Source organism: Pantoea sp. CS_6 (assembly GCF_041954745.1).
In the GTDB taxonomy this organism is placed as follows: domain Bacteria; phylum Pseudomonadota; class Gammaproteobacteria; order Enterobacterales; family Enterobacteriaceae; genus Pantoea; species Pantoea stewartii.
The window spans coordinates 272,168-295,032 of record NZ_JAVAYG010000001.1 but is presented as its reverse complement, the minus strand read 5'-3'; the positions used below and the strand labels follow the sequence as shown (position 1 = coordinate 295,032).

20 protein-coding genes are annotated in these 22,865 nt (G+C 52.1%); 11 read left to right on the top strand and 9 right to left on the bottom strand.

What is annotated here, in order from left to right; all coding sequences use genetic code 11:
• Positions 1–40: 40 nt before the first annotated feature.
• The 4 genes from RAC90_RS01280 to RAC90_RS01265 all read right to left on the bottom strand — a co-directional run bounded on the left by RAC90_RS01280 (position 41) and on the right by RAC90_RS01265 (position 9,537).
• A complete protein-coding gene (locus RAC90_RS01280) occupies positions 41–3,514 on the bottom strand; it encodes a glycosyl transferase family 2 (RefSeq protein ID WP_375123848.1) in 3,474 nt (1,157 codons plus the stop codon).
• Between the two features lie 130 nt (positions 3,515–3,644).
• Positions 3,645–7,337 (bottom strand): glycosyltransferase, encoded by a 3,693-nt coding sequence (locus tag RAC90_RS01275; protein ID WP_375123847.1) that lies wholly within the window; start codon positions 7,335–7,337, stop codon positions 3,645–3,647.
• A 186-nt stretch (positions 7,338–7,523) separates the two neighbouring features.
• Positions 7,524–8,429 (bottom strand): flagellin, encoded by a 906-nt coding sequence (locus RAC90_RS01270; protein ID WP_039342628.1) that lies wholly within the window; start codon positions 8,427–8,429, stop codon positions 7,524–7,526.
• A 178-nt stretch (positions 8,430–8,607) separates the two neighbouring features.
• Complete coding sequence (locus tag RAC90_RS01265) at positions 8,608–9,537, bottom strand: flagellin (RefSeq protein WP_006119482.1); 930 nt, start codon at positions 9,535–9,537, stop codon at positions 8,608–8,610.
• Positions 9,538–9,789: 252 nt separating this feature from the next.
• On the opposite strand from RAC90_RS01265, the gene fliD reads away from it, so the two are divergent.
• The 4 genes from fliD to amyA all read left to right on the top strand — a co-directional run bounded on the left by fliD (position 9,790) and on the right by amyA (position 13,557).
• On the top strand, positions 9,790–11,187 hold the full coding sequence (gene fliD, locus RAC90_RS01260; protein WP_058708341.1) for a flagellar filament capping protein FliD: 1,398 nt from the start codon (positions 9,790–9,792) through the stop codon (positions 11,185–11,187).
• Positions 11,188–11,201: 14 nt separating this feature from the next.
• Complete coding sequence (fliS, locus tag RAC90_RS01255; RefSeq protein ID WP_033742062.1) at positions 11,202–11,612, top strand: flagellar export chaperone FliS; 411 nt, start codon at positions 11,202–11,204, stop codon at positions 11,610–11,612.
• Entirely contained in the window at positions 11,612–11,971 is a 360-nt protein-coding gene (fliT, locus tag RAC90_RS01250) for a flagellar protein FliT (protein ID WP_033742064.1), read from the top strand. Before fliS ends, fliT begins: the two co-directional genes overlap by 1 nt.
• Before the next feature lie 104 nt (positions 11,972–12,075).
• Positions 12,076–13,557, top strand: a complete 1,482-nt coding sequence (gene amyA, locus RAC90_RS01245; protein ID WP_033742066.1) for an alpha-amylase — start codon at positions 12,076–12,078, stop codon at positions 13,555–13,557.
• A gap of 82 nt (positions 13,558–13,639) precedes the next feature.
• On the opposite strand, the gene yedD is transcribed toward amyA, so the two are convergent.
• Positions 13,640–14,098 carry a lipoprotein YedD gene (gene yedD / locus RAC90_RS01240; protein WP_006119487.1) on the bottom strand — a complete coding sequence of 153 codons (459 nt, stop codon included), beginning with the start codon at positions 14,096–14,098 and terminating at the stop codon, positions 13,640–13,642.
• Between the two features lie 241 nt (positions 14,099–14,339).
• Here yedD and RAC90_RS01235 point away from each other — a divergent pair, with 241 nt between their 5' ends.
• Entirely contained in the window at positions 14,340–14,663 is a 324-nt protein-coding gene (locus tag RAC90_RS01235) for a DUF6388 family protein (protein WP_006119488.1), read from the top strand.
• A gap of 130 nt (positions 14,664–14,793) precedes the next feature.
• Here RAC90_RS01235 and iraP read toward each other — a convergent pair whose 3' ends face one another.
• Positions 14,794–15,090 carry an anti-adapter protein IraP gene (gene iraP / locus RAC90_RS01230; protein WP_006119490.1) on the bottom strand — a complete coding sequence of 99 codons (297 nt, stop codon included), beginning with the start codon at positions 15,088–15,090 and terminating at the stop codon, positions 14,794–14,796.
• 175 nt (positions 15,091–15,265) lie between these two features.
• On the opposite strand from iraP, the gene RAC90_RS01225 reads away from it, so the two are divergent.
• Positions 15,266–15,505, top strand: coding sequence for a DinI-like family protein (locus RAC90_RS01225; protein ID WP_033742070.1), 240 nt, complete (start codon positions 15,266–15,268; stop codon positions 15,503–15,505).
• Positions 15,506–15,542: 37 nt separating this feature from the next.
• Here the strand turns inward: RAC90_RS01225 and RAC90_RS01220 are convergent, their stop codons facing one another.
• Entirely contained in the window at positions 15,543–15,809 is a 267-nt protein-coding gene (locus RAC90_RS01220) for a hypothetical protein (protein ID WP_006119493.1), read from the bottom strand.
• Between the two features lie 249 nt (positions 15,810–16,058).
• On the opposite strand from RAC90_RS01220, the gene RAC90_RS01215 reads away from it, so the two are divergent.
• On the top strand, positions 16,059–16,256 hold the full coding sequence (locus RAC90_RS01215) for a hypothetical protein (RefSeq protein WP_006119494.1): 198 nt from the start codon (positions 16,059–16,061) through the stop codon (positions 16,254–16,256).
• Between the two features lie 255 nt (positions 16,257–16,511).
• Here the strand turns inward: RAC90_RS01215 and RAC90_RS01210 are convergent, their stop codons facing one another.
• Positions 16,512–16,802 (bottom strand): hypothetical protein, encoded by a 291-nt coding sequence (locus RAC90_RS01210; RefSeq protein ID WP_324030481.1) that lies wholly within the window; start codon positions 16,800–16,802, stop codon positions 16,512–16,514.
• Between the two features lie 758 nt (positions 16,803–17,560).
• Positions 17,561–17,872 carry a flagellar hook-basal body complex protein FliE gene (gene fliE / locus RAC90_RS01205; protein ID WP_006119561.1) on the bottom strand — a complete coding sequence of 104 codons (312 nt, stop codon included), beginning with the start codon at positions 17,870–17,872 and terminating at the stop codon, positions 17,561–17,563.
• 233 nt (positions 17,873–18,105) lie between these two features.
• On the opposite strand from fliE, the gene fliF reads away from it, so the two are divergent.
• Genes fliF through fliI form a run of 4 tightly spaced genes read left to right on the top strand, consistent with a single transcriptional unit; the run spans position 18,106 to position 22,862 of the window.
• Positions 18,106–19,824, top strand: coding sequence for a flagellar basal-body MS-ring/collar protein FliF (gene fliF / locus RAC90_RS01200; RefSeq protein WP_033742074.1), 1,719 nt, complete (start codon positions 18,106–18,108; stop codon positions 19,822–19,824).
• A complete protein-coding gene (fliG, locus tag RAC90_RS01195) occupies positions 19,821–20,813 on the top strand; it encodes a flagellar motor switch protein FliG (protein WP_006119564.1) in 993 nt (330 codons plus the stop codon). The genes fliF and fliG overlap by 4 nt, the downstream gene beginning before the upstream one ends.
• The gene (fliH, locus tag RAC90_RS01190) at positions 20,806–21,501 is read left to right on the top strand and encodes a flagellar assembly protein FliH (protein WP_033742075.1); all 696 of its coding nucleotides are present in this window, start codon (positions 20,806–20,808) and stop codon (positions 21,499–21,501) included. Before fliG ends, fliH begins: the two co-directional genes overlap by 8 nt.
• Positions 21,501–22,862: a flagellar protein export ATPase FliI gene (gene fliI, locus RAC90_RS01185; RefSeq protein WP_033742076.1), complete on the top strand. Its 1,362-nt coding sequence runs from the start codon at positions 21,501–21,503 to the stop codon at positions 22,860–22,862. The genes fliH and fliI overlap by 1 nt, the downstream gene beginning before the upstream one ends.
• The last annotated feature ends 3 nt before the right edge of the window (positions 22,863–22,865 follow it).

Here is a 22,865-nt window from a genome sequence, read left to right as displayed (position 1 = left end):
GTACAGGGCTTTTATCTGGCGCGCTGTCTCTGCACGTCATTTATGCCTGAGTGGCTTCAGATAACGCCTGTATCCGGCCGAAAAGTGTCATAAGCGCGTCCTGGTTTACCTCGTTATAAGCTTTTTCTTTCAATTGCTGACTGAGCGTGTCACTCAGCGACGTATCAGTACAAAGCGTTGCGATAGCCTCTTTCCAGGCGTTCGGGTTATGTTTTACTCTCCAGCCGGGAACGGACTCACCGAATGTAGGATGATCGCTATACATCGCCGGTATCCCCATTACTGCTAACTGCATGAGTACGTTGTTATCTTTGTAACGGTTTTCATCATTGTTGCAGCGCGGAAGCACGGCGATATCGGCGTCACAATGCAGCAACTGCGCGACCAGGCGGGCCTCAGTCTGAAAACGGTACGTTTCCCTGATATAAGGCAGCCATTCCGGCGGACAATGTCCAATGACAATCCAGTCAAGCTTTTCCGCACTTGCCGTTATCGCTGGAGTCAGTAATTCATAATCTTTCTTCCTGAGATCGTATGTGAAACACACGACACGGCATTTGTCTTTTTTCTGCTTAACTCTATCCTGACAGGGTTGTACTAAAACATTGGGAAGAATAACGACAGGTTTATGGCGCTTTTTGAGCCAATTGGCCAGTGCATCGCTGTACGTTAGCCAGTTATCGATAACATTATCTTCAATTAATTTTTTATATTTCCGCGCATTCGGATCGTCCTGAATAAGATAATGAACACGACAGGTTATGGCGTTTTTGAGTTGCCTGATTGTCTGGCAGGCGAGATCCGTCAGTTCGCCGCTGATAACGAGCTCGTCAGGATGATGCCGCAATAATTCTGGCGCGGAGGGTATCTGTTCAAGAAGCACGCTTTTGACGCCACCGGCATTCATCAGCCTGTCCAGCGCGGTGGTAAATCGCTGCACGCCAGTATTATTCTGATCCTGCGCGATAAAAATGACGGTACGTGTTTCGCCAGGTTTGAGCGGGTTCCAGCCCGTGACTAACGTGCTGTCTGCGGTAAAAAGGGTTCTGTTCAGGCTTAAATTTTTATTATAAGCCGGATCATCTGCCAGAACAGGGAGCCAGGCGTGATAGAAACGGTCAAGTTCCTGTGAAGGCGACAACGCATATTCTGGCGGAAAGTCCGTCACGGCTTCCTGTTTTGCTACAACGCTGTAAGGTGTGCATATTGCCCGACCGCCCTGCTGAACCAGTCGCAGATTCAGGTCCAGTCTGGCCAGCAGAGGTTGTGTATAAGCCGTATCAAATCCACCGACCTCCAGCCATCTGTCTTTTCTGATTAACAGACAGTCTGTGGCCAACGTCGAATAACTACAGTCGCTTTGATAGCGTGACAGGTAGCCTGCATTGCCCCATCTTTCGGCATAACCAACAGGGAAGGCCAGGCCCCTGACCCCAAGAATTTCTCCGGCACATAAGATCTGACTGTCCAGGTTGATAATATGAGGCGCGACGCAGACAACATCATGCCGCAGGGCATGACATGCCAGCGCCTCCAGCCAGCCGCGGCTGACAAATAAAACACGGGGATCCAACAACAGCAGAAACTCGCCTTCTGCCTGCCCTACTGCCTCATTAATCGCCGCTTCCTGGGTTTGGCTGCCATGACTTTTCAGGATGTTGATGTTAACCGACGCTGTTGACAAATTTGTCGTCAGCCAGGCCGTGATGGCCTCAGAGGTCGCCGGCGTCACAATAACAATCAACTGGCATACCGGTTGATGGGTTTGTTCAAATAACGTAGTGATGCAACACTGCAGTTGATGGATATCTGTGCCAGCGACAAGTATGATGCTGAGCGAAATAACCGGCTCCGTGCTGTATCTTAACCGCCACGGCTTACCCGGCTGGTGCTCCACTACACCCTGGCTGAAGCCCTGCTGCTGAAGATAAGATTGCAACACAGCATGTTCCTGCTGCAGATCCTGTGCCACACAGCTTTTCAGAGGCGTCACGGTAAAGACCTCTGAAACATGACCAAACACGTTGCTATCGCGCGTAGCTAACAGTCGCGTAATCGCATCCAGCTCATAGCACGCGGATAAATCAGCATTAAACCCGCCGATAGCCATCAAGGCGTTTCGCGCGAAGATCCCGCGCTTAAGGTAGAGTGAAGGCTGACTCAGAAAAAGGTCCGGGCAAAATGCAGGCTTAAAATGAGGATGAATTTTCCCTTCCTTGTCAGAGAGGCCTTCATCCGCGTAAACAAAGGCGCATCCCGTTCTGCTGTGCAAGGCCTCAGCAAGGAGTCGTAAACTTTCCGCTGTAAACTGACACCCGGCAGGAACGACGTATATCCAGTCGTAAACGTTCTGCTCCAGATGACAATTCATTTCATTCAGCCACACATCAGACCGAATCTGAAAGACACGATCGTCAGAAACGTGGCACGTTTCCTGCGGCGTCGCCAGTAAAACGGCGCATCCTGTTACCTGATCTAACTGAGGCAATAAGGCATTCAGCGTCGAGGTCCTGTCCGCTTCGCTGCCTGGCTGGACGGCAATCAGCATTCTGAGGAGTGGCAGTGATGAAGGACTCTGCACCTCTTCAGCAGGAGCCGGAAGTTGCCGCTTATACAGCCAGTCATTCAAAGCGTGTCGCTTATCCTGCGCGGCACGTTGTTCGGCCTTTTCTTGTGTTAACGTAACGAAGTTTTCAAACTGTTGCTGACTTCGCGCGCGTCGGACCAGAAAATAGTCTCGCATCTTCCATAAATTCTGGCGCTCGGTATCAATAGCTTCCTGGGTGTTTTCCCAGCAAAATCCAGCGCCACCGTTGTCACGCACGGTTTCCTGCGTAATGGCATACTTTTCATAACCCGGTGCGGTTAACGCAACTACAGGACTTCCGCATAAAATCGCCATTGCGCAGGTGCCCGAGGACTCATACGAATAAAATACGCGCGTACGCTTGAGCACAACGGCAAGTTCTTTCAGCGTCAATGGGTTTGCCATGGACAAGATTTTGGTATCCGCGGGTAGCTGGCTGAAATCAACGACCGACTCAGGCACACGATTCAGGTAGAGGATATTCAGGTCTTTCTGCGGGTTGTCGTCACAAAATAATTGCAGATCAAAGGATTCGATTCCCAATATTTGTGGGTCAACGGCTTTTTCAGCAAACTCATTGCGGTACCAGAAAAATAAATCATCCGGTCCTTCATGGATCCGGTTATTCATGATCACGCCTTCCCGGTTCAGCATATAGCGAACACATACGGGCGCGGAAAGAGGATTACCCGATACGATTTCAGGGTAAATGGCAATCCAGGGTTGCCCGCTGTTTTGAATAACTTTCCAGTCTTCACTGTTTATCACCGGCGTATTCCATTCTGGATTCACGCGGCAATTAACCATCCAGGCTTTACCGCCCTGTTCATTAATCATGTGACAGAGCTGATGGATAACCTGAACGCCGGATGAAGATTCGATGTAATCCGGTGCCAGAAGTAAGTAAGGAAAGGTGAACCCACGCATAACAGCCTCTTTTTCTACAGGCGCGACAATGAAAAGCTGGCGTTGCCTGAACGTTGTGTGTCTCTATGGAGACGTTATGTCCGGTCATGTAACGACGGCGTCATCATCAGGACGACGCGCCGCCACTGTCTCAGGCAGAAAGCCAACCTCTCTGCCATTCGTTTAATCCCTGCTCCCTCAGGTACCAGTCCTGATGGACCGCCGCGCGAAGTTGATCGCCCAGACGACGAGTGGCATCCATATCCGCAAGGTGCGCGCGTATAGCGCCCATCCAGTCTTTAAAGCGGTTTTCAACGAGCGTGACGGGCAGGCCACAACGATAGGGTTCGATACTGGTGGCAATGATCGGCACGCCACAGGTGCCGATCTCCAGTAACCGCAAATTACTTTTGCATTCATTGAACTGGTTGACTTCGAGCGGCACCAGCGCCAGATCCAGGTTCAGGCTGGCCAGCTTTTCTGGGTACATATCAAACGGCACGCCAGTGTGGAACTCACAGTGCACGCCCCGCGGTTTCATTCCCATGAAAACCCATTCAACCTTGTCTTCCAGCTCCTTGATAAGCGGCAGCAAAATTTGCAGGTCACCGGCATGTGTACTGCCGCCCGCCCAGCCGATACGCACTTTACGCCCCACGCCGCGCTGGCTGGTCAAATGGCCCCACTGACCTTCTGCGAGACGGTTCTGTGCAATGCGGATGTCATGATGGAAACGGCTGTAGGCATCCGCTAACGGTGCGGTTGACACAACCACCCAGTCCGCGCACTCCATTACTTTGCGAAGATTTTTGACAATCTGTTTAGGGAACTGGTTACGGTTGCCATTTTTTACCGGTACGTTGAGCAGGTAGTCGTCGTACTCAACCACAATTTTGGCATCGCAGACGTCGCGATATTGCGCCATGACCGACGGGAAACGACCGCCACTCAGCGACTCCAGCACAATAATATCAGGCTGTAGAAGTGCGACTTCCATTACGCCGGGAATTTGCTGAGTCAGTCCGCCCTCAAGCAGCAACTGACTTTCCATGGCCTTGAACGGTTGCAGGATGCGGTGATTGCCACATCCCTGCCAGTCGACATGGTGTGCGAGCACGACAGGCAGTGGCCTGCCCGGCAGCGGCTGCTGAAAACGCGCCGTCCCTGCACCCAGCGTAAACGGTTTACCTGCCCGCTGCATCAGCGGATGGTTACTGGGATCCTTTAACAGCGTGGCGCGCCACTGCTGGCGAAGCCGACTATAGTCATGCTGAAACGGCCTTTCCTGTACGTTGAACTTTTCTGGCATCAACCGCGTTGCACCGCCCATATGGCGAACACGCGACCACGGCGTCCAGACGTTTAAGTAACCTTGTTGCTGCGCACGTAACCCCAAATCGACATCCGCGAAGTAAAGCGGGAAATCGTTCTCAGCAAAGCCACCCAGACTAAAGAACACGTCTTTGCGGACCATCATGCAGGACGCACTCACTGCAGCAAGATTGTGCTCCGTTTGCAGATAGCTCTGGAAACCTCTGGCATGTTCCTGCATCCCCTCCCACGGACTGTCAACGCCGTTCTGTACCCCCAGCAGATAACCGCCGTGCTGAACCCGGCCATCGTGGTATTCAAGGCGCGCCCCGACTAATGCGACCTCTGGCCGCAGTGCATGCTCCAGTAGCGCATCCAGCCAGTCAGGTTGCGTAATCTGGCAGTCGTTATCCAGGAACAACAAGACGTCGCCCTTCGCCTGCTCTGCGGCGCGATTATGCATGGCGGCGAAATTAAACGGCGCGTCGTAACGCAGTACCTTAATCTGTTCGATATTGAGTTTGTCGAGATCGTTGAGAAAGGTACAGGCCTGCGCATCCACGGACTGATTGTCGACGATCAGTAATTCATAATAGGGATAACGCGTTTTCTCCATCAACGTATCGATGCAGGCACGGAGTAAGGCGGCATGATCACGCGTGGGGACGATAATGGAAATAAGAGGCTGCGTGTCCCACTGATAGCGCACCCGTGCAAAATCGGTATTCACGCCGGCATCAAGTGACGCTTTTATCCCTAAACGCTGTAAATGCGCCTCGACAACGCGCCGATAGCCGGCTTCACAGGACTGCGCTTCATGCCAGCGCCCGTTCTCTTTTTGGCCTCTGACTACGACATCTGACACATGTCCGAGCGCGCCCGGTCCCTGATTTTCAATGCAACGCCACAGCCATTCATACATGATCAGAGGATTGACGGCATCCTCGCCCTTCCCCGCCGCCTGCACTTTCCGGCGGTCAAACAGCAACGTGCGGCCTACGTAAGGCGTACTTCTTAACAGATCGATATTGGGATCGGGACGAAGAATCGCTCCCGGCTCATTCATATCATCATTAAAGGTTTCATCGACATACCACACAGCCGTTTCCGGGCGTCGCAAACGCTGCTCTGCCAGCAACAGCAACGCGTCAGGCAAAAGCTCATCCCCTGCCATCACCAGCAGCAGCGCGGCTGGCCCGGTTTGGTGATAAACGACCTCGTTAAGTTCAGCGACCCAGCCTGAGGCACAGGCGGTTATCGTCCCCTCATTTAACGCAATATCGACATCGCTCAGTAACATGACCGTCGCGGGCGGCAATGTTTGCTGCCTGACGGCGGCAAGGGAACGTTCACAGGCTGCGGCATCGCCGTTTTCATCAATAATAACAATGCCGATATCGCCACTTTCGGGCACAGACTGAATAAATGACTGTAACGCTGCGCGTCGGGCTTCGGTAATTGACCTGTCTTTCAGCCACTGCTCAATAGAGTAATTTTTATCGGCCCAGGACAGGACGGACTGTCTGTGAAAGCGTAATGCATGTTGCGCCGGGTCATCCATGGACCAGCGTTTGGGCGCAGGGAGCTGGCTGAGGATAGTCTGGATTGCAGCAGGCATCGTCCATTTATCGCCAAAGCGGCCCTGGTTCGCCCGGGTCCATGCCACGGCTTCACTGAAACCCCGTTTGAGTGCGGCGATCCACTCCTCCGTCTCCGGGCAAAACTGCAGATTCACCACGGTAAAATGCGATTGTTCAAACTCCTGAAGGTTATGCGTGTTCAGATAACCTTCCACGCCGGTTGTAGACGCTAAAAATACCGGAATACCCAGTATTAATGCCTTGGCCACAATTTCATCGCCACCCATGACCATATCGTAGTTATCCAGCCACTCAGGCTCAATCCGACTCACAGGCTGGCTACAGTCGAACCATTCCAGCGTAATGGACTGACTTTTCAGTTGCTGTTGCAGCTCATACATTTCGGCGGAAATATCCGGGGCGTAATAAAGTATGCGTTTGAGCGCAGTGCGGGCATTACGAGATGGATAGCAACTGAATGCGGAAGGAACGGTAAACGGCAAAACAGCGATCTGACTGGATAGCAGTCCGTTTTGCAGCAAACGTTCTGATACCACAGGCGACAAACTCAATGACAGGGAGGCGAGCTGATTTTCCAGCTCAGCGCCCCACGGCATATAAATGTCATGATAATCATAAAAGTGGCGGAAAATAACCGGGGCCGTGCCTGTTAACGTTTCCAGCACGGGTAACAATTTTTGTGCAATAAAACCCTTATAGACCCAGATGAGGCTGTAAGCATCAGCGAGCGTGCCTTGCTTATCACTGATAATGCGGAAAGCCGGGTTGGATTTGTACTTTTCCAGTTCAAACGACAGCGTTTTACCATAGGTACTGGTGACAATATCCACCTGCCATCCCCAGGGTAAAAAAACATCAATGATATCGAGCGCCTCATTCACGTGAAGAGAAAACTGCTCAACTCGGTCAATGCTTATTAAAAGCCTGTTCATCTGACATCCTCTGGTTGTGCATAGCACTATCCTGCACGTAAGTACCTTACCTGTTTCAGACTATTGTAAATTTTTGGGTATTAATTTAGGGCGGGAAAAGCTATAGCAAAGCGGGCTAATTAGACCGATTAAGAAAAAACGCCCTCATTTCTGAGAGCGTTTTTAATCTGACGGGCTGTGCGGCGATTAACGCAGCAGAGACAGCATGGTCTGTGGCACCTGGTTGGCCTGTGCCAGTACAGAAGAACCGGCCTGCTGCAGGATCTGCGCGCGGGACATGTTTGACACTTCCGTCGCGTAGTCCGCATCCTGAATACGGCTGCGGGCAGCGGTCAGGTTGGTCACGGTGTTGTTCAGGTTGCTGATGGTGGATTCAAAACGGTTCTGAGACGCACCCAGCAGGCTGCGCTGGTTGTCGACCGCTTTGATGGCCGCATCGATGTCCGCCAGAGGTGAACCATCGGTGGTGCCACCGCTTGTTACGGTCCCGCTCATCACGTCAAAACCTTCAGCCGCGGTAGTACGCGCGTTGCCATTGATAGTCTGACCGGTTGTCTGAGCAGTCGCACCAGAGGTATTGAACAGGTTGAAACCGTTGCTTGCACTGATGGTGATACCGATGGTTTCGCCGTCTTTTGCGCCAACCTGGAAGTTATACGTCTGAGAACCTGAACCGGTATTCAACACTTTAATACCGTTAAAGTCAGTCTGCTGAGTAACGCGGTTGATCTCTTCCATGCGCTGGTTAACTTCCGCCTGGATTGAGTCAATGTCAGACGCTGAGTTAGAGCTGTTCTGCGCCTGAACGGTCAGGTCACGTACACGCTGCAGGTTGTTGTTCACTTCAGTCAGGGCGCCTTCAGCCGTCTGCGACAGAGAGATACCGTCGTTGGCGTTACGGGCTGCAACGGTCAGGCCGTTGATGTTAGAGCTGAAGCGGTTAGCGATAGCTTCGCCGGCTGCGTCGTCTTTTGCGCTGTTGATACGCAGGCCAGAAGACAGGCGCTCAATCGCCGTACCCAGTGATGACTGAGATTTGGTCAGGTTGTTCTGAGTAACCAGCGACAGGGTATTGGTATTAATGACTGCCATAATAATTATCCTTCATGATGATAGGGTTCAGATTTGGGCTGCGGCTTTATCGCCTTCATTATTGTTATCGTCGAACGGGGGACAAACTTTATACATTACTTAAATTTTTTTAACCGATTCGGCAAAAAAAACGCCCTCATTTCTGAGGGCGCTTTTAATCAGACGGGCTGTGCGGCGATTAACGCAGCAGAGACAGCATGGTCTGTGGCACCTGGTTGGCCTGTGCCAGTACAGAAGAACCGGCCTGCTGCAGGATCTGCGCGCGGGACATGTTCGACACTTCTGTCGCGTAGTCCGCATCCTGAATACGGCTGCGGGCAGCGGTCAGGTTGGTCACGGTGTTGTTCAGGTTGCTGATGGTGGACTCAAAACGGTTCTGAGACGCACCCAGCAGGCTGCGCTGGTTGTCAACGGCTTTGATCGCCTTGTCAATGTCAGCCAGCGGTGTGGTACCTGCTGCAGTACCGCCGGTACCGCCGGTTACTGCGCCTTTCAGCACGTCGAAACCGATAGCTGAAGTGGTACGCGCGTTGCCGTTAACGGTCTGACCGGTTGTTGAGCTGGTGTTCTGAGTGGTGCCAGACTGGCCCGCTGCTGCCAGGTCGAAGCCGTCGCTTGAGCTGATGGTGATACCGATGGTTTCGCCGTCTTTTGCGCCAACCTGGAAGTTATAAGTGGTGCTGCCTGAACCGGTGTTCAGAACTTTGATGCCGTTGAAATCGGTCTGCTTGGTGACGCGGTCGATTTCCTGCATACGCTGGTTAACTTCAGCCTGGATTGAGTCGATGTCAGATGCTGAGTTAGAGCTGTTCTGCGCCTGAACGGTCAGGTCACGTACACGCTGCAGGTTGTTGTTCACTTCAGTCAGGGCGCCTTCAGCCGTCTGCGACAGAGAGATACCGTCGTTGGCGTTACGGGCTGCAACGGTCAGGCCGTTGATGTTAGAGCTGAAGCGGTTAGCGATAGCTTCGCCGGCTGCATCGTCTTTTGCGCTGTTGATACGCAGGCCAGAAGACAGGCGCTCAATTGCAGTACCCAGAGAAGACTGTGACTTGCTCAGGTTGTTCTGGGTAACCAGCGACAGGGTGTTAGTGTTAATCACTGCCATGATGTTTTTCCTTTAAAAAATTGAGCCATATTAGGCGTCTGAATTCGGCTAGCTTACCGACAACCTGATTATCGTCAGCCCTCGTTCAACCTTTAGAAAAAAAATTCAGTAATTTTTCGTCAGCCAAATCCGGGAAGACAATTAAAGAAAGGGGTTTTATTCAGCCATCAATTTTTTCAGAAACAGGCTAATCTTTTGCCACTCGCTGCCGATACCCATTTCACTTAACGTAAACTCGTAAAGGATTAAAGCATGGCAAGTGTAAGTTCACTCGGTGCTGGTACGAACCTCGACCTGAATACTCTCTACAGCAGCCTGGAATCCGCTGAGCAGACTAAACTGACGCCTATTACTAAGCAGCAGGCGTCCTATAACGCTCAGCTTACCGCCTGGGGCGTGGTGAAAACCGGCCTGTCAAAATTGCAGACCGCGGCGGCGGCATTGCAAAATGCCTCGACGATTGCGGCTACGAAAGTTACCAGCACGAATACCGCTTTCACTGCCACGCTGGCGAGCAAAGCCTCCGCCGGTAACTATTCTATTGAGGTTACTCAACTCGCCTCGTCGCAATCGCTGCTGTCAAAATCAGCCAGCAGTAAAGATACCGACTTAGGTGATCAGAGCCTGGCATCTCGTACCATTACGATTTCCCAGTCTGGGCAGAAATCGCCGCTCACGGTAACACTGAGCAAAGATCAAACCAGCCTGTCTGATATTCGCGATGCGATTAATAAACAGCAAGGCAGCGTAAACGCCAGTATTATTAAAGCAGACGATAATACCTATTATCTGTCTCTGACTGCACGCGACAGTGGCACAGCGAATGCGATGACGGTCAGTACGGACGACGGCACGCTGTCCCAGTATATTAATTACAGTTCGGGTGGCAGCAGCAACGCGATGACCGAACAGGTTGCCGCTAAAGATGCGCAGTTAAAAATTAACGGCGTGTCCATCACCCGCAGCAGCAATACCGTCACGGACGCGCCTGAAGGTGTCACGCTGAACCTGACGAAAACCACCGCTACAAATACACCGGAAACGCTGACCGTCGCCACAGACAATCAGCCAATGACGGCGGCAATTCAGGCTTACGTAGATGCCTACAACTCCCTGCAAACCACTATCGGTAACCAGACGAAATACACGGCGGTGAAAGCAGGTGAGTCGCAAAGTTCCGGTAACGGCGATCTGTTGGGTGATAATACCTTACGTAACATCCAGACCAGCCTGCGCAGTCAACTGTCCAGCGCACAAGCCAGCGGAAACCTGACCAGTCTGTCACAACTGGGGATCACGCAGGACGTTAACGGCAAGCTGACTGTGGACAGCACCAAACTGGACAAAGCCCTGACCAATCAACCGACAGATGTCCTGAACTTTCTGACGGGTGACGGTAAAACAACCGGGTTTGCCACACAGGCAAATAACAAACTGACGCAGATACTGGCCAGTGACGGACAGGTACAAAATGCCACTAACGGCATTAATACCTCACTGAAAAAACTGTCCGATCAGTACGACGAAGTAAACAGCCAGATTGCGGCGACCATGGCGCGTTACAAAACACAGTTTACCAGTCTGTCTACCCTGGTCAGCTCCATGACCCAGACCGGTAACTATTTGACCCAGCAGTTCGCCAAACTATAACAGGAGTGGTAAGCATGTACGCTAAGTCCGGTATTCAGGCCTATGCGCAGGTAGGTGTGGAAAGCGCCGTATTAAGCGCCAGCCCACATCAGCTGGTCGTGCTGCTTTTTGATGGCGCCCTGAGCGCCATGAAAAAAGCTGCCATTTTAATTGAGCAAGGCGATATTCCCGGTAAAGGTAACGCCTTATCTAAGGCCATTAATATCATTACTAACGGGCTGCGCGCAGGCCTGAACCATGAGGTTGGCGGTGAAATTTCCGCTAATCTCGACGATCTGTATGAATATATGACCCGTCGTCTGTTACAGGCTAACCTGAACAACGACCTTGAGGCCATTACGGAAGTCGAAGGCTTGCTCAATAATATTGCGGATGCGTGGAAACAGATTGGCCCTAATTACCAGCCACAGCAGGATACCTTTTAATGAGTCATCCACTCGAGCTGCTAAAAGGATATCAACACTTACTCACGCTCAGTAATGCCATGCTGGAAAATGCCCGGCAGGGACAATGGGATGAGTTGCTTAGTTGCGAATCAACTTACGTTAGTAGCGTCGAGCGTGTTGCGCGTGATAACGATGCCAGTGCGCTGTCAGCATTACAGCGGGCACAAATTCGCCCGGTACTTGAGCAAATTCTGAAGAATGAAACCACGCTGAAGACGTTGCTGGGTGAACGTATGAGCGAACTGCGCTCGCTGGTCACGACCTCAACGCAGCAACACAACATTGTCTCTTCTTACGGCAAGATGGCGGGTAATATCCTTTACCCAAAAGACCAGTAAAGGCCGACTTATGCGGGTAAACACTCTTTTTTTAGTTTACCCGCGTAATTTCTTCACTCTTATCCCATACTTCCAGTTCCCTCTCCTCTGACTGGATGTTTGTCATGCACAACCCAACCCTTTTGCAGTTTTTCCACTGGTATTATCCCGATGGCAGCACGCTGTGGCCGGAAGTCGCAGAAAAAGCGGCCCTGCTTAATGACATCGGCATCAACATGGTCTGGCTGCCCCCTTGCTATAAAGGCGAGTCCGGTGGTTACTCGGTGGGTTATGACAGCTACGATCTCTTCGATTTAGGCGAGTTTGAGCAAAAAGGCAGCGTCGCCACCAAATATGGTGATAAGCAGCAGTTGCTGGCTGCCGTCAATGCGCTGCGCAGCCACAACATTGGCGTGCTGCTGGATGTGGTTCTCAACCATAAAATGGGCGCGGACGAGAAAGAACAGGTGAGCGTAAATCGCGTTAACCCGGATAATCGTGATGAAATTTATCCCGAGGTCGTGGAATGCGAAGCCTGGACAAAGTTTACGTTTCCGGCGCGGGCAGGCGAATACTCGACATTCATCTGGGATCATAAGTGTTTTAGCGGGGTCGACCATATTGAAAATCCCGATGAAAACGGCGTGTTCAAAATTATCAACGATTACACCGCTGAAGGCTGGAACGACCAGGTGGATAACGAGTTAGGTAACTTTGATTATCTGATGGGCGCCAATGTTGATTTCCGCAATAAGGCGGTGAGCGAAGAACTCAAATACTGGGCGCGCTGGGTCATGGAGCAGGTCCCCTGCACCGGCTTTCGTCTGGACGCGGTAAAACATATCCCGGCCTGGTTTTACAAAGACTGGATCGAACATATTCAGGACGTCGCTAACGAACCGCTGTTTATTGTGGCGGAATACTGGTCCTTTGAAACCGAAAAGTTGCAGGAATATATCAATCAGGTGGAAGGCAAAACGCTGCTGTTTGACGCCCCGCTGCATATGAATTTTCATCAGGCGTCTAAAGCCGGCAGCGATTATGACCTGAGCAAAATTTTTGATAACTCGTTGGTATTAGCCGACCCGTGGCATGCCGTGACTATCGTGGCCAACCACGACACACAGCCGCTGCAGTCTCTGGAAGCGCCCGTTGAAGCCTGGTTTAAGCCGCTGGCTTATGCGCTGATTCTGTTGCGCGAGCAAGGCGTTCCGACCATTTTTTATCCGGACCTGTTCGGTGCCCACTATGAGGATGAAGGCGGAGACGGTGAAATGCATCAGGTCGATATGCCGGTCATTCCTGAACTCGAAGGGCTGATTCGTGCCCGTCAGCAATTTGGCTGGGGCGCGCAAACCGATTACTTCGACCATCCTAACTGCGTCGCGTTCAGCCGCAGCGGAACCGCTGAAAAGCCGGGCTGTATTGTGATCATGTCGAATGGCGAAGCGGGGGAAAAACAGATTTCAATGGGAGAAGGATATGCCGGGAAAGTATGGTATGACTATCTGGGACATCAATCCGATACCGTTACGACGGACGACGCCGGCAGCGCCGTGTTTCGCTGTAATGCAGGCAGCGTGAGTGTCTGGGTTGTTGAGGCATAAAACCACAGGTCCGCTGCTTTTTCTGGCGCGGTAACAGCCTGCGCATCAGCGCAAAGCGGTCTCGTGGACCGCTTTGCGTCATTTATTTGTTCAGAACCGGACGCATAATCTCAGGTTCGATATTCTGAATCACATCCACACCGGGATGTTGGGCCGCTTCCTGTAAAGCTTTCTGGCATTCCACCGTGGGTCGATCGACCTTACGCAACGTAAGCCCGTCGTAATCCAGCTCACCGCCATCCAGATCCAGTGTCATGATGCGTAACTGACGCGTAACATTGACATAATCGCCATTCAGCTGCGTCAATTTGCCTGGCTTCGCAATGACCCGTTGCCACTGCCGGCAATCCAGCGTACTGCCGTCCGCGTTGATAATCAGACTCCCAATCGCCTTGTCGCTAATCAGGTTACTCTGCGGCCCAACCGTCTGCCAGTTGCCTTGTAAATTTGCCGGGGCCGGCGTTTGCACCGCACTTTGATAACTGTTTATTTGTGCGCAGCCACTCAGCGCCAGTGTGGCAATCAGCATCCAGTTTTTCATCTTTGATCCCTAAATCCGGTTAATGGCGGCTACGTTATAATTTTTACTGCCAGATGTGCAAGATATCTGAGGGATGAAATCAACGTAAAGCGCGCTTTTCCTGGATTCATCACGCACCGGGTGATGTTTATTCCCTTCCCTGCCCGCTTTTATCGCTGTGAATGAACCTGTCCACTCCGGCCTGACAAGGGAGGCACAACAGGCTACACTGTCGCCCTGCATTACATCTCAGAGATTTGTCATGAAAACTCCAGAAGCTTATTATGCCCAGGCACGCCAAATGTTCTTCACTGCCCATGCCGATTTTCAGGCCGCACTCGATGAACTGACCGAACAGGATGCCCGTGCCGCCAATATGTCCCTGCGTGAATTGCGCGAGTGGCACGCCGAACGCATTTATGCCGCCTTTTTACGCCAGAAAAATCTTGATGGTATGATTTTTTCGATTCAACTGGCAGAGCCGGATAAAGCCGTCGCCGCCGAAGCCATCGAAGCCTATCTCCGATCGCATGCCGAATCTCTGGGAATGAGTTGGGAAGAATTTTGTATTAAGAACGAGCTCTAGCTATACCTCAGCTGTGCGGACAGGAAGAATAACGGCGATGGCGTTGCGCAGCGTCGTGACAACAAACGGTTAATGCCCCTGATACGGCCTCGCTGGCGGCAGAAAACCCCTCTGCCGCCAGCGTTAGCCATCACTCTTCTTGTTCGAGCTTTCCCCTCACCTCAACATACTTAGCCACGGCCAGTAATCGGTTGAGGTGCGTGAGCAACAGATCAATATCAGACTGCATGAACTCTGATGAGGAACGCGATGCCGTGACAATGGCATCCTGCACCGTCTCAGAAATCGTTAACGCATTATCTTGTTTCGCCTGGACTAATAAAGCGGCAACCAGCAATGACTGCGCTTCGACCTGAGCAGTCAGTTCCTTTGCATCGACATCCATTTTTGCCAGTTTAAGCAGAATATCAATAACCAATTGTCGCATTGCACTTCTCCCGGTGAGTGAGCGCATATATCGTTAAGAGCGCCCTCAGAGTAAACCAGATAAAAATGCTTTTCTACGCGGGACCTAAAAAACGGATTCATGCAAACATCAGCTTGATACTGTTTTTATTTACAGTAAAATGGCAACGCGATTTTGCCCTGAAGGGATGGTTATTATGTTTGTAGAGTTAATTTACGATAAGCGTAATGTCGCGGGCCTGCCAGGGGCGCGCGACATGATATTGGCAGAGCTTGAAAAGCGTGTGCATCGTGTTTTTCCTGACATCGAGGTCAAGGTGAAACCGATGGAACGTAACGCGATAGAAACCGACCTCAGCAAGAATGATAAAGCCACTGTCGCGCGTCTGGTGGAAGAAATGTTTGATGAAGCCGAGTTTTGGCTGGTGGCGGATTAATCCGTTAATCGCCACCCCTCAGTTAGCGGGAGATACCTTAACTCTCCTGCTCACTGTGGTTGATTTCAATTTCAATATCCTGAATGGCTTTCTCCAGATCTTCCAGCAACGTTCCCTGCTTATTCAGTAATGCGTCAATACGGGCCGCATTCCCTTCATCCTTGTATTCACCGGCATCAAAGGCTAACCAATGGGCGGAAAGCGTCTCAGTATTCGTTTGCGCATAGTGGCGCATTTCTTTCAACTGGGATGCCACGTCACGCAGATAATCGGTTTTGCTTTTGGTTTCGATTGAATCACTCATGCTGTGTTTCCTTTTGGTTGTTTTTCCAATGAAAATATCGTCTGGAGATTTAAAGGTAGGACAATATAGCGGTTTTGCATTAGGAATAATCGGAAGTCACTTTTACAGGACATGGCTTCTCGCCGTGGTCAGGCGGAAAACGGCAGTGTCATACCCCGTCCTTACGTGATGATAAATGTACTGACGGGTCTCCGCTCACAGCTTTGTTGTGCTGGTCTAGACTTAGAGGACGACAAAGAGGAGCAAACGATGCACAACCAAAGTAACGATAAACGTAAACATGAAGGCGATGTCAGCAAAGGATTACCCGAAGCCGCACCTAATGCGGGAAATGCCTACGAGGAAGATGATCATCCCGCAAACGATGCACCGAAAGATCACGGTGAAGTGCCCAGAAAAAATGATGACAGTCAGGATGATAAAAAGGATCCTTTCAAAGCATCATGACATGTCACCGTCTGCCCACTTAACCGGGGCAGACGGTGATCTGCACCATGCTTTGAAGCCGGTGCAGCCATTATTTTAAGGCCAGCAGGATGAGAAGCCATGCCTCCCTGCTCGTTAACCCAGCTGGCCTGGCATGTGGGCTGCTCGCCTGGCAACTTTCAGGGACGGGCGGGCAACAGGCTTTGGCCCTTTATTCACACGGATCGCAGGCGCAGAAAACCGCCGGATACGGGAGCCGGCCCCCTCTGCACGTGATCAGGCTTGCTGATTTAAATAATCGACCAGCATCTCAAGATTGATCCGGTGAGGGCCGTCTGGATAAAAAACATCCTGCGCCGGTCGATGGGCATCAAATAACGGTTGCAGATTCACATCCCGATCCAGCAACTGAATCGTCCCCTCAGTCAGTTTGTAAGAAATCACTGTGCAGGAACCTTCCGGAATTTTATCTATAAAATCTGACTTCCGGTTTTCCGAATAGACTTCATATTTAATCTGCTCACCACTTTTTGAGGTCGTGAGAAGTGTTTGAATTAAGTATCTCATGTTGATATATCCGTGAGCAGAATGAATGCTGACATTAATATCAGGCGACAGATTTAAACAGTTAAATATTTTAATTAGATTAGAAGAGGAATATTTCCGTTTGATGTGTAACCGGGGCTGCAAGCCGCGTGGTGCCTGTTACGCTGCTGTCGCAACCCGCGTCGCCGTTAAGGTAAACAGGTTTTGCTGGCTTACGAATACATACCAGATTACATCTTTTGCTTTCAGTATTTCATTTTTTACTTCCCACCTTCAGGGATATTTTTAGTTATTAAGCTAACTAATTTTGCTTTTAAAAGTCGTAGAAAAATTACAACATTAGAAATGATATTTTTTGACGCAGGAACCGTGCTGAAAATACTTTAGCGGATGGCGTCATGCAGCCGTAACCGGCACAGCGAAAATGTCATAGTGAACGCCTGCACGGAAGCGAAGGATAAAGATGCAGGATATATTTTCTTTCGGCAAGAAAAGGAGAATAAACACCGACAGGTAGATGTCTGAAGTAAAGGGATGATGAGGCAGGTTGTGGTGCGATAATCGCGTCTCAGACGCGGCCCTGACAGGCCCAACTCGGCTACCGCGCGCGGCTGGCATGGCCTGAACGCATCAGGAAAGGTTATCAGGTGTACGATTGCATCGTTGAACACGTATAAAGCAACAAGAAGGCGCTTTTGGTAAAGCCACATTCTGTGTCGCTCTTGTCCCAACTCAACGTCGCCAGGCATATACCTGATAATAAAGACCCGTTTTCCCGACTACACCTGCATGTTCATGATGTCGGTATAGGCCGAAACCAGCTTGTTCCTGACCTGAATCCCCATCTGCATGGAGATAGACGATTTTTGCAGATCGACCATCACATCGTTTAAAGCGACACCGGGTTTCCCCATTTCGAACGCCTGCGCCTGGCTACGGGCGGTGGTCTGGGTTTCGCTGATTTTGTCCAGAGCGGCCTTCATGGTCGCGCCAAAATCGATATGGCTGTTGACCTCATCGCTTTTGTTATTGGCCTGAAGCGAGGTCATCTGTAACTGCTGTAAAACACCGTCGATTGCCTGAATTGACATGGTTGCTACCTCATTAAAAAAGATGAAGATTTTTGACGTGGGGAGAAGTTAACACATTGTCAATAAGACAAAGCCGCTAAATGACGCTAAAAACCGTGGCTTATTCACCCATCGAATTTTGCGTTTCATCAAATAATGCCAGGCATTGAAGTAGAAATTTTATTTAAGCAGGTCAGGGAGTCTGTTTTGCCATCACAACTAACCCGGTCAATTACGTCAGGCAGGAATCGGTCATGAATGCGAGTGCAGCCGCCACACAAAATGAAGAAACGAAAGGCTTTGGTGACCTTCTCGCTCGCCTGCGTGCCAATCCACGTATTCCGTTAATCGTCGCAGCCGCAGCCGCTATCGCTGTGGTTTTTGCGTTGGTGCTCTGGGCCAAAACACCGAACTACAGCGTATTGTTCAGCAACCTGTCCAATGAGGACGGGGGTGCCATTGTCACGCAGTTGACGCAAATGAATGTCCCTTATCGTTTCGCGGATAACGGCGGTGCATTAATGGTGCCGGAAGATAAGGTGCATGAGCTGCGCCTGCGTCTGGCTGAACAGGGCCTGCCTAAAGGTGGCAACGTCGGTTTTGAACTGCTGGATAAAGAAAAGTTCGGTATCAGCCAGTTCAGCGAGCAGGTGAACTACCAGCGCGCACTGGAAGGCGAGCTGGCACGTACTATCGAATCTCTGGGGCCGGTGAAAACGGCGCGCGTCCATCTGGCGATGCCTAAACCAACCCTGTTCGTACGTGAGCAAAAAGCGCCCTCCGCGTCTGTGACGTTAACTCTGCAGCCGGGCCGTGCGCTGGATGAAGGTCAGATTCAGGCCATCACGCACATGGTTTCCAGCAGCGTGGCCGGTTTACCGCCGGGGAACGTGACCGTAGTCGATCAGAGCGGTCATCTGTTAACCCGTTCTGACGCAGTAGGCCGTGATCTGAACGATGCACAGCTGAAATATGCCGCCGAAGTCGAAGCGCGTTACCAGCAACGTATCGAAGCGATCCTTAACCCGATTCTGGGCCAGGGCAATGTCCATGCGCAGGTGACGGCACAGATTAACTTCGATACCAGTGAACAGACGGATGAGAAGTACCAGCCGAACGGCGATCCGAAAAACGCGTCTATTCGCTCTCAGCAGACCAGCACCAGCGAGCAGACGGGCAGCCCTTATCCGGGCGGCGTACCGGGCGCACTGTCTAACCAGCCTGCGCCAGCCAATACGGCCCCGATCAATACGGCCAATAACAATGCGGCCAATGGCCAGAATGCCAATGGTCAGAACAATGCGGCCAATGGTCAACGGACCAGCACAGCCTCTACCAGCAGTGTACCGACCAACTCGCGCCGTGATGATACGGTGAACTATGAGCTGGATCGTACCATTCGTCATACCAAGATGAATGTGGGTGACGTGCAGCGCCTGTCTGTTGCCGTGGTGGTGAACTATCGCGAAGACGATAAAGGCAAAGCGATTGCGCTGAATGAGCAGCAGCTGAAGCAGATTGAAGACCTGACGCGCGAAGCCATGGGCTATTCACAGACACGTGGCGACACTGTCAACGTGGTGAACTCGCAGTTTAATACCACCGAGCCTGTATCAACTGAACTGCCCTTCTGGCAACAGCAGTCGTTCTTTGATCAGCTGATTAATGCAGGTAAATGGCTGTTGGTTGCGCTGGTGGCGTTCATCCTGTATCGCAAAATGGTGCGTCCGCATGTTCTGCGTAAGAAAGCCGCAGAGCAGGCCGCTGCAGAAGCTCAGGCTGCCCGTGCTGCTCAGCAGAACGATCAGGAAGCTTACAGCGTCCAGCTCAGCAAAGATGAACTTGAGCAGGAACGTAAATCTAATAACCGCATGAGCGCTGAAGTCATGAGCCAGCGTATCCGCGACATGTCTGAAAACGATCCGCGCGTTGTTGCGCTGGTGATTCGCGAATGGATGAGTAACGAACTATGAGTCTGACCGGTACTGAAAAAAGCGCCATTCTGATGATGACCATTGGTGAAGAACGCGCGGCGGAAGTCTTTAAGCACCTGAACCAGCGTGAGGTTCAGCATCTGAGTGCCGCGATGGCCAGCATGCGTCAGGTCTCGCATAAGCAACTGACCGAAGTGCTGCGTGAGTTTGAAGGCGATGCCGAGCAGTTCGCGGCACTGAGCCTCAACTCGAACGATTACCTGCGCTCCGTGCTGACCCGGGCGTTGGGTGAAGAGCGTGCGTCAAGCCTGCTGGAAGATATCCTTGAAACCCGCGATACCACCAGTGGTATGGAAACGCTCAACTTCATGGAACCGCAGGCCGCAGCCGATCTGATTCGCGACGAGCATCCACAGATCATCGCGACTATCCTGGTCCACCTGAAACGGGGTCAGGCTGCCGATATTCTGGCCTTGTTTGATGAGCGCCTGCGTCATGACGTCATGCTGCGTATTGCTACCTTCGGTGGTGTGCAGCCGGCAGCGCTGGCAGAACTGACCGAAGTCCTGAACAGCCTGCTCGACGGTACCAACCTCAAGCGTGCGAAGATGGGCGGCGTGAGAACAGCGGCCGAAATTATCAACCTGATGAAAACGCAGCAGGAAGAAGCGGTTATCGAAGCGGTACGCGACTTCGATGGCGAACTGGCACAGAAAATTATCGACGAGATGTTCCTGTTCGAAAACCTGGTGGAAGTGGACGACCGCAGTATCCAGCGTCTGTTGCAGGAAGTGGAATCCGAGCAGTTGCTGATCGCCCTGAAAGGTGCCGAGCAGCCGCTGCGCGAGAAGTTCCTCAAAAACATGTCAGCCCGTGCGGCCGATATCCTGCGCGACGATCTGGCCAACCGTGGTCCGGTACGTATGTCTGCAGTAGAGAACGAACAGAAAGCGATCCTGCTGGTGGTGCGTCGTCTGGCAGAGTCCGGCGAGATGGTAATCGGTGGCGGCGAGGAAACCTATGTCTGATGCATTTTCCGCCCGCCCCTGGCAACTGTGGCAGCCTGTAGAACTGGGGCGTCCTGAAGAGCCCGCGACGATTCAGGCTGAACCCGAAATCGAATTCTTCGAATCAGAAGAAGACGAACAGCAACAGCAGTTTGAGCAGATGCAGCAGCAGTTGCGTAAAGAAGCCCACGGTCAAGGCTACAGCGAAGGCCATCAGCAGGGGTTTAATGAAGGTCAGAAAGCCGGCTATGACGCGGGCTTTCAGCAAGGCCTTGCTGATGCGCAGCAACAGCAGGCTCCCTTACAGGCGCGAATGCAGCAGCTGGTGACGGAATTTCAAAATACGCTGGAATCGCTGGACAGCGTCATTGCTGCCCGCCTGATGCAGCTGGCTCTGGAAGCCGCGCGTTCGGTGATTGGTCAGGCCACCACGGTGGATGGCAGTGCGTTGCTGCGCCAGATTCAGGGCTTACTGCAGCAGGAGCCCATGTTTAGCGGTAAGCCGCAGCTTCGGGTGCATCCTGATGACCTGCTGAGGATTGAACAAACACTGGGGCCAACGCTTGATCTGCACGGCTGGCGTTTACTGGCTGACAATACACTGCACCCCGGCGGCTGCAAGCTCAGTGCCGAAGACGGCGATCTTGACGCGAGCGTGGCAACCCGCTGGCAGGAACTGTGCCGTCTTGCCGCACCTGGAGAGTTTTAATGACCACTCGTCTGAACCGCTGGCTGGGCTCGCTTGATGCCTTCGAAAGTCGTATTGCGCAGGTGCAACCTGTTCGTCGCTATGGACGGCTGACGCGTGCCACCGGCCTGGTTCTCGAAGCAACCGGCCTGCAGTTGCCGCTCGGTTCGACCTGTGTGATTGAACGTAATGACGGTAAAACGATTAGCGAAATTGAAAGCGAAGTCGTGGGCTTCAACGGTCAGAAACTGTTGATGATGCCGCTGGAAGAAGTGGACGGCATCCTGCCCGGCGCGCGCGTTTATGCCCGTACCACCGGCGATAACCCTCATTCAGGTAAACAGCTGCTGCTGGGGCCACAGCTGTTAGGCCGGGTGCTTGATGGCAGCGGCCGCCCACTGGATGGCTTGCCTTCCCCGGAAACGGGCTACCGTGCCCCATTGAACACACCGCCGTTTAACCCTTTACAGCGCACCCCCATTACCGATGTGCTGGACACCGGCGTTCGGGCGATTAACGCCCTGCTCACCGTTGGCCGGGGACAACGTATGGGCTTGTTCGCCGGATCAGGCGTGGGTAAAAGTGTGCTGCTCGGCATGATGGCGCGCTATACCCAGGCCGATGTGATCGTGGTGGGCTTAATCGGTGAACGTGGCCGTGAAGTTAAAGACTTTATTGAAAACATCTTAGGTGCTGAAGGCCGCGCCCGTTCGGTCGTCATCGCCGCGCCGGCAGATGTCTCACCGCTACTGCGTCTGCAGGGTGCCGCTTACGCCACGCGCATTGCGGAAGATTTCCGCGATCGCGGTAAACATGTTTTATTAATCATGGATTCGCTGACACGTTATGCCATGGCGCAACGTGAAATCGCGCTGGCGATTGGTGAGCCGCCGGCCACCAAAGGTTATCCACCTTCCGTATTTGCCAAACTGCCCGCCCTGGTTGAACGCGCGGGTAACGGCATCGATGGCGGCGGCTCGATCACGGCGTTTTATACCGTGCTGACCGAAGGCGACGATCAGCAGGACCCGATTGCTGACTCTGCGCGTGCCATCCTTGACGGCCACATTGTGCTGTCACGTCGTCTGGCCGAAGCCGGCCATTATCCGGCGATTGATATTGAAGCCTCAATCAGTCGTGCCATGACGTCACTGATTGATGAAAACCATTATGCACGCGTGCGCCAGTTCAAACAGTTGCTCTCGAGTTTCCAGCGCAACCGGGATCTGGTCAGCGTCGGTGCCTATGCCGCCGGTAGCGATCCGATGCTGGACAAAGCCATTCAGCTTTATCCGCAGATGGAAGCCTTCCTGCAACAAGGCATTTTTGAGCGCAGTGAGTACGACGATGCCTGCCTGCATTTACATGCATTGTTCGGTTAATTC

Bases quoted from the DNA above. Each gene is read 5' to 3' on its own strand.
- RAC90_RS01275 (WP_375123847.1), bottom strand. From the start codon at position 7,337: ATGAACAGGCTTTTAATAAGCATTGACCGAGTTGAGCAGTTTTCTCTT.
- RAC90_RS01270 (WP_039342628.1), bottom strand. From the start codon at position 8,429: ATGGCAGTCATTAATACCAATACCCTGTCGCTGGTTACTCAGAACAAC.
- RAC90_RS01210 (WP_324030481.1), bottom strand. From the start codon at position 16,802: ATGAGATACTTAATTCAAACACTTCTCACGACCTCAAAAAGTGGTGAG.
- fliE (WP_006119561.1), bottom strand. From the start codon at position 17,872: ATGTCAATTCAGGCAATCGACGGTGTTTTACAGCAGTTACAGATGACC.
- iraP (WP_006119490.1), bottom strand. From the start codon at position 15,090: ATGCGACAATTGGTTATTGATATTCTGCTTAAACTGGCAAAAATGGAT.
- RAC90_RS01220 (WP_006119493.1), bottom strand. From the start codon at position 15,809: ATGAGTGATTCAATCGAAACCAAAAGCAAAACCGATTATCTGCGTGAC.
- RAC90_RS01265 (WP_006119482.1), bottom strand. From the start codon at position 9,537: ATGGCAGTGATTAACACTAACACCCTGTCGCTGGTTACCCAGAACAAC.
- RAC90_RS01215 (WP_006119494.1), top strand. From the start codon at position 16,059: ATGCACAACCAAAGTAACGATAAACGTAAACATGAAGGCGATGTCAGC.
- fliH (WP_033742075.1), top strand. From the start codon at position 20,806: ATGTCTGATGCATTTTCCGCCCGCCCCTGGCAACTGTGGCAGCCTGTA.
- fliF (WP_033742074.1), top strand. From the start codon at position 18,106: ATGAATGCGAGTGCAGCCGCCACACAAAATGAAGAAACGAAAGGCTTT.
- fliD (WP_058708341.1), top strand. From the start codon at position 9,790: ATGGCAAGTGTAAGTTCACTCGGTGCTGGTACGAACCTCGACCTGAAT.
- RAC90_RS01235 (WP_006119488.1), top strand. From the start codon at position 14,340: ATGAAAACTCCAGAAGCTTATTATGCCCAGGCACGCCAAATGTTCTTC.
- RAC90_RS01225 (WP_033742070.1), top strand. From the start codon at position 15,266: ATGTTTGTAGAGTTAATTTACGATAAGCGTAATGTCGCGGGCCTGCCA.
- fliI (WP_033742076.1), top strand. From the start codon at position 21,501: ATGACCACTCGTCTGAACCGCTGGCTGGGCTCGCTTGATGCCTTCGAA.
- RAC90_RS01280 (WP_375123848.1), bottom strand. From the start codon at position 3,514: ATGCGTGGGTTCACCTTTCCTTACTTACTTCTGGCACCGGATTACATC.
- amyA (WP_033742066.1), top strand. From the start codon at position 12,076: ATGCACAACCCAACCCTTTTGCAGTTTTTCCACTGGTATTATCCCGAT.
- yedD (WP_006119487.1), bottom strand. From the start codon at position 14,098: ATGAAAAACTGGATGCTGATTGCCACACTGGCGCTGAGTGGCTGCGCA.
- fliG (WP_006119564.1), top strand. From the start codon at position 19,821: ATGAGTCTGACCGGTACTGAAAAAAGCGCCATTCTGATGATGACCATT.
- fliS (WP_033742062.1), top strand. From the start codon at position 11,202: ATGTACGCTAAGTCCGGTATTCAGGCCTATGCGCAGGTAGGTGTGGAA.
- fliT (WP_033742064.1), top strand. From the start codon at position 11,612: ATGAGTCATCCACTCGAGCTGCTAAAAGGATATCAACACTTACTCACG.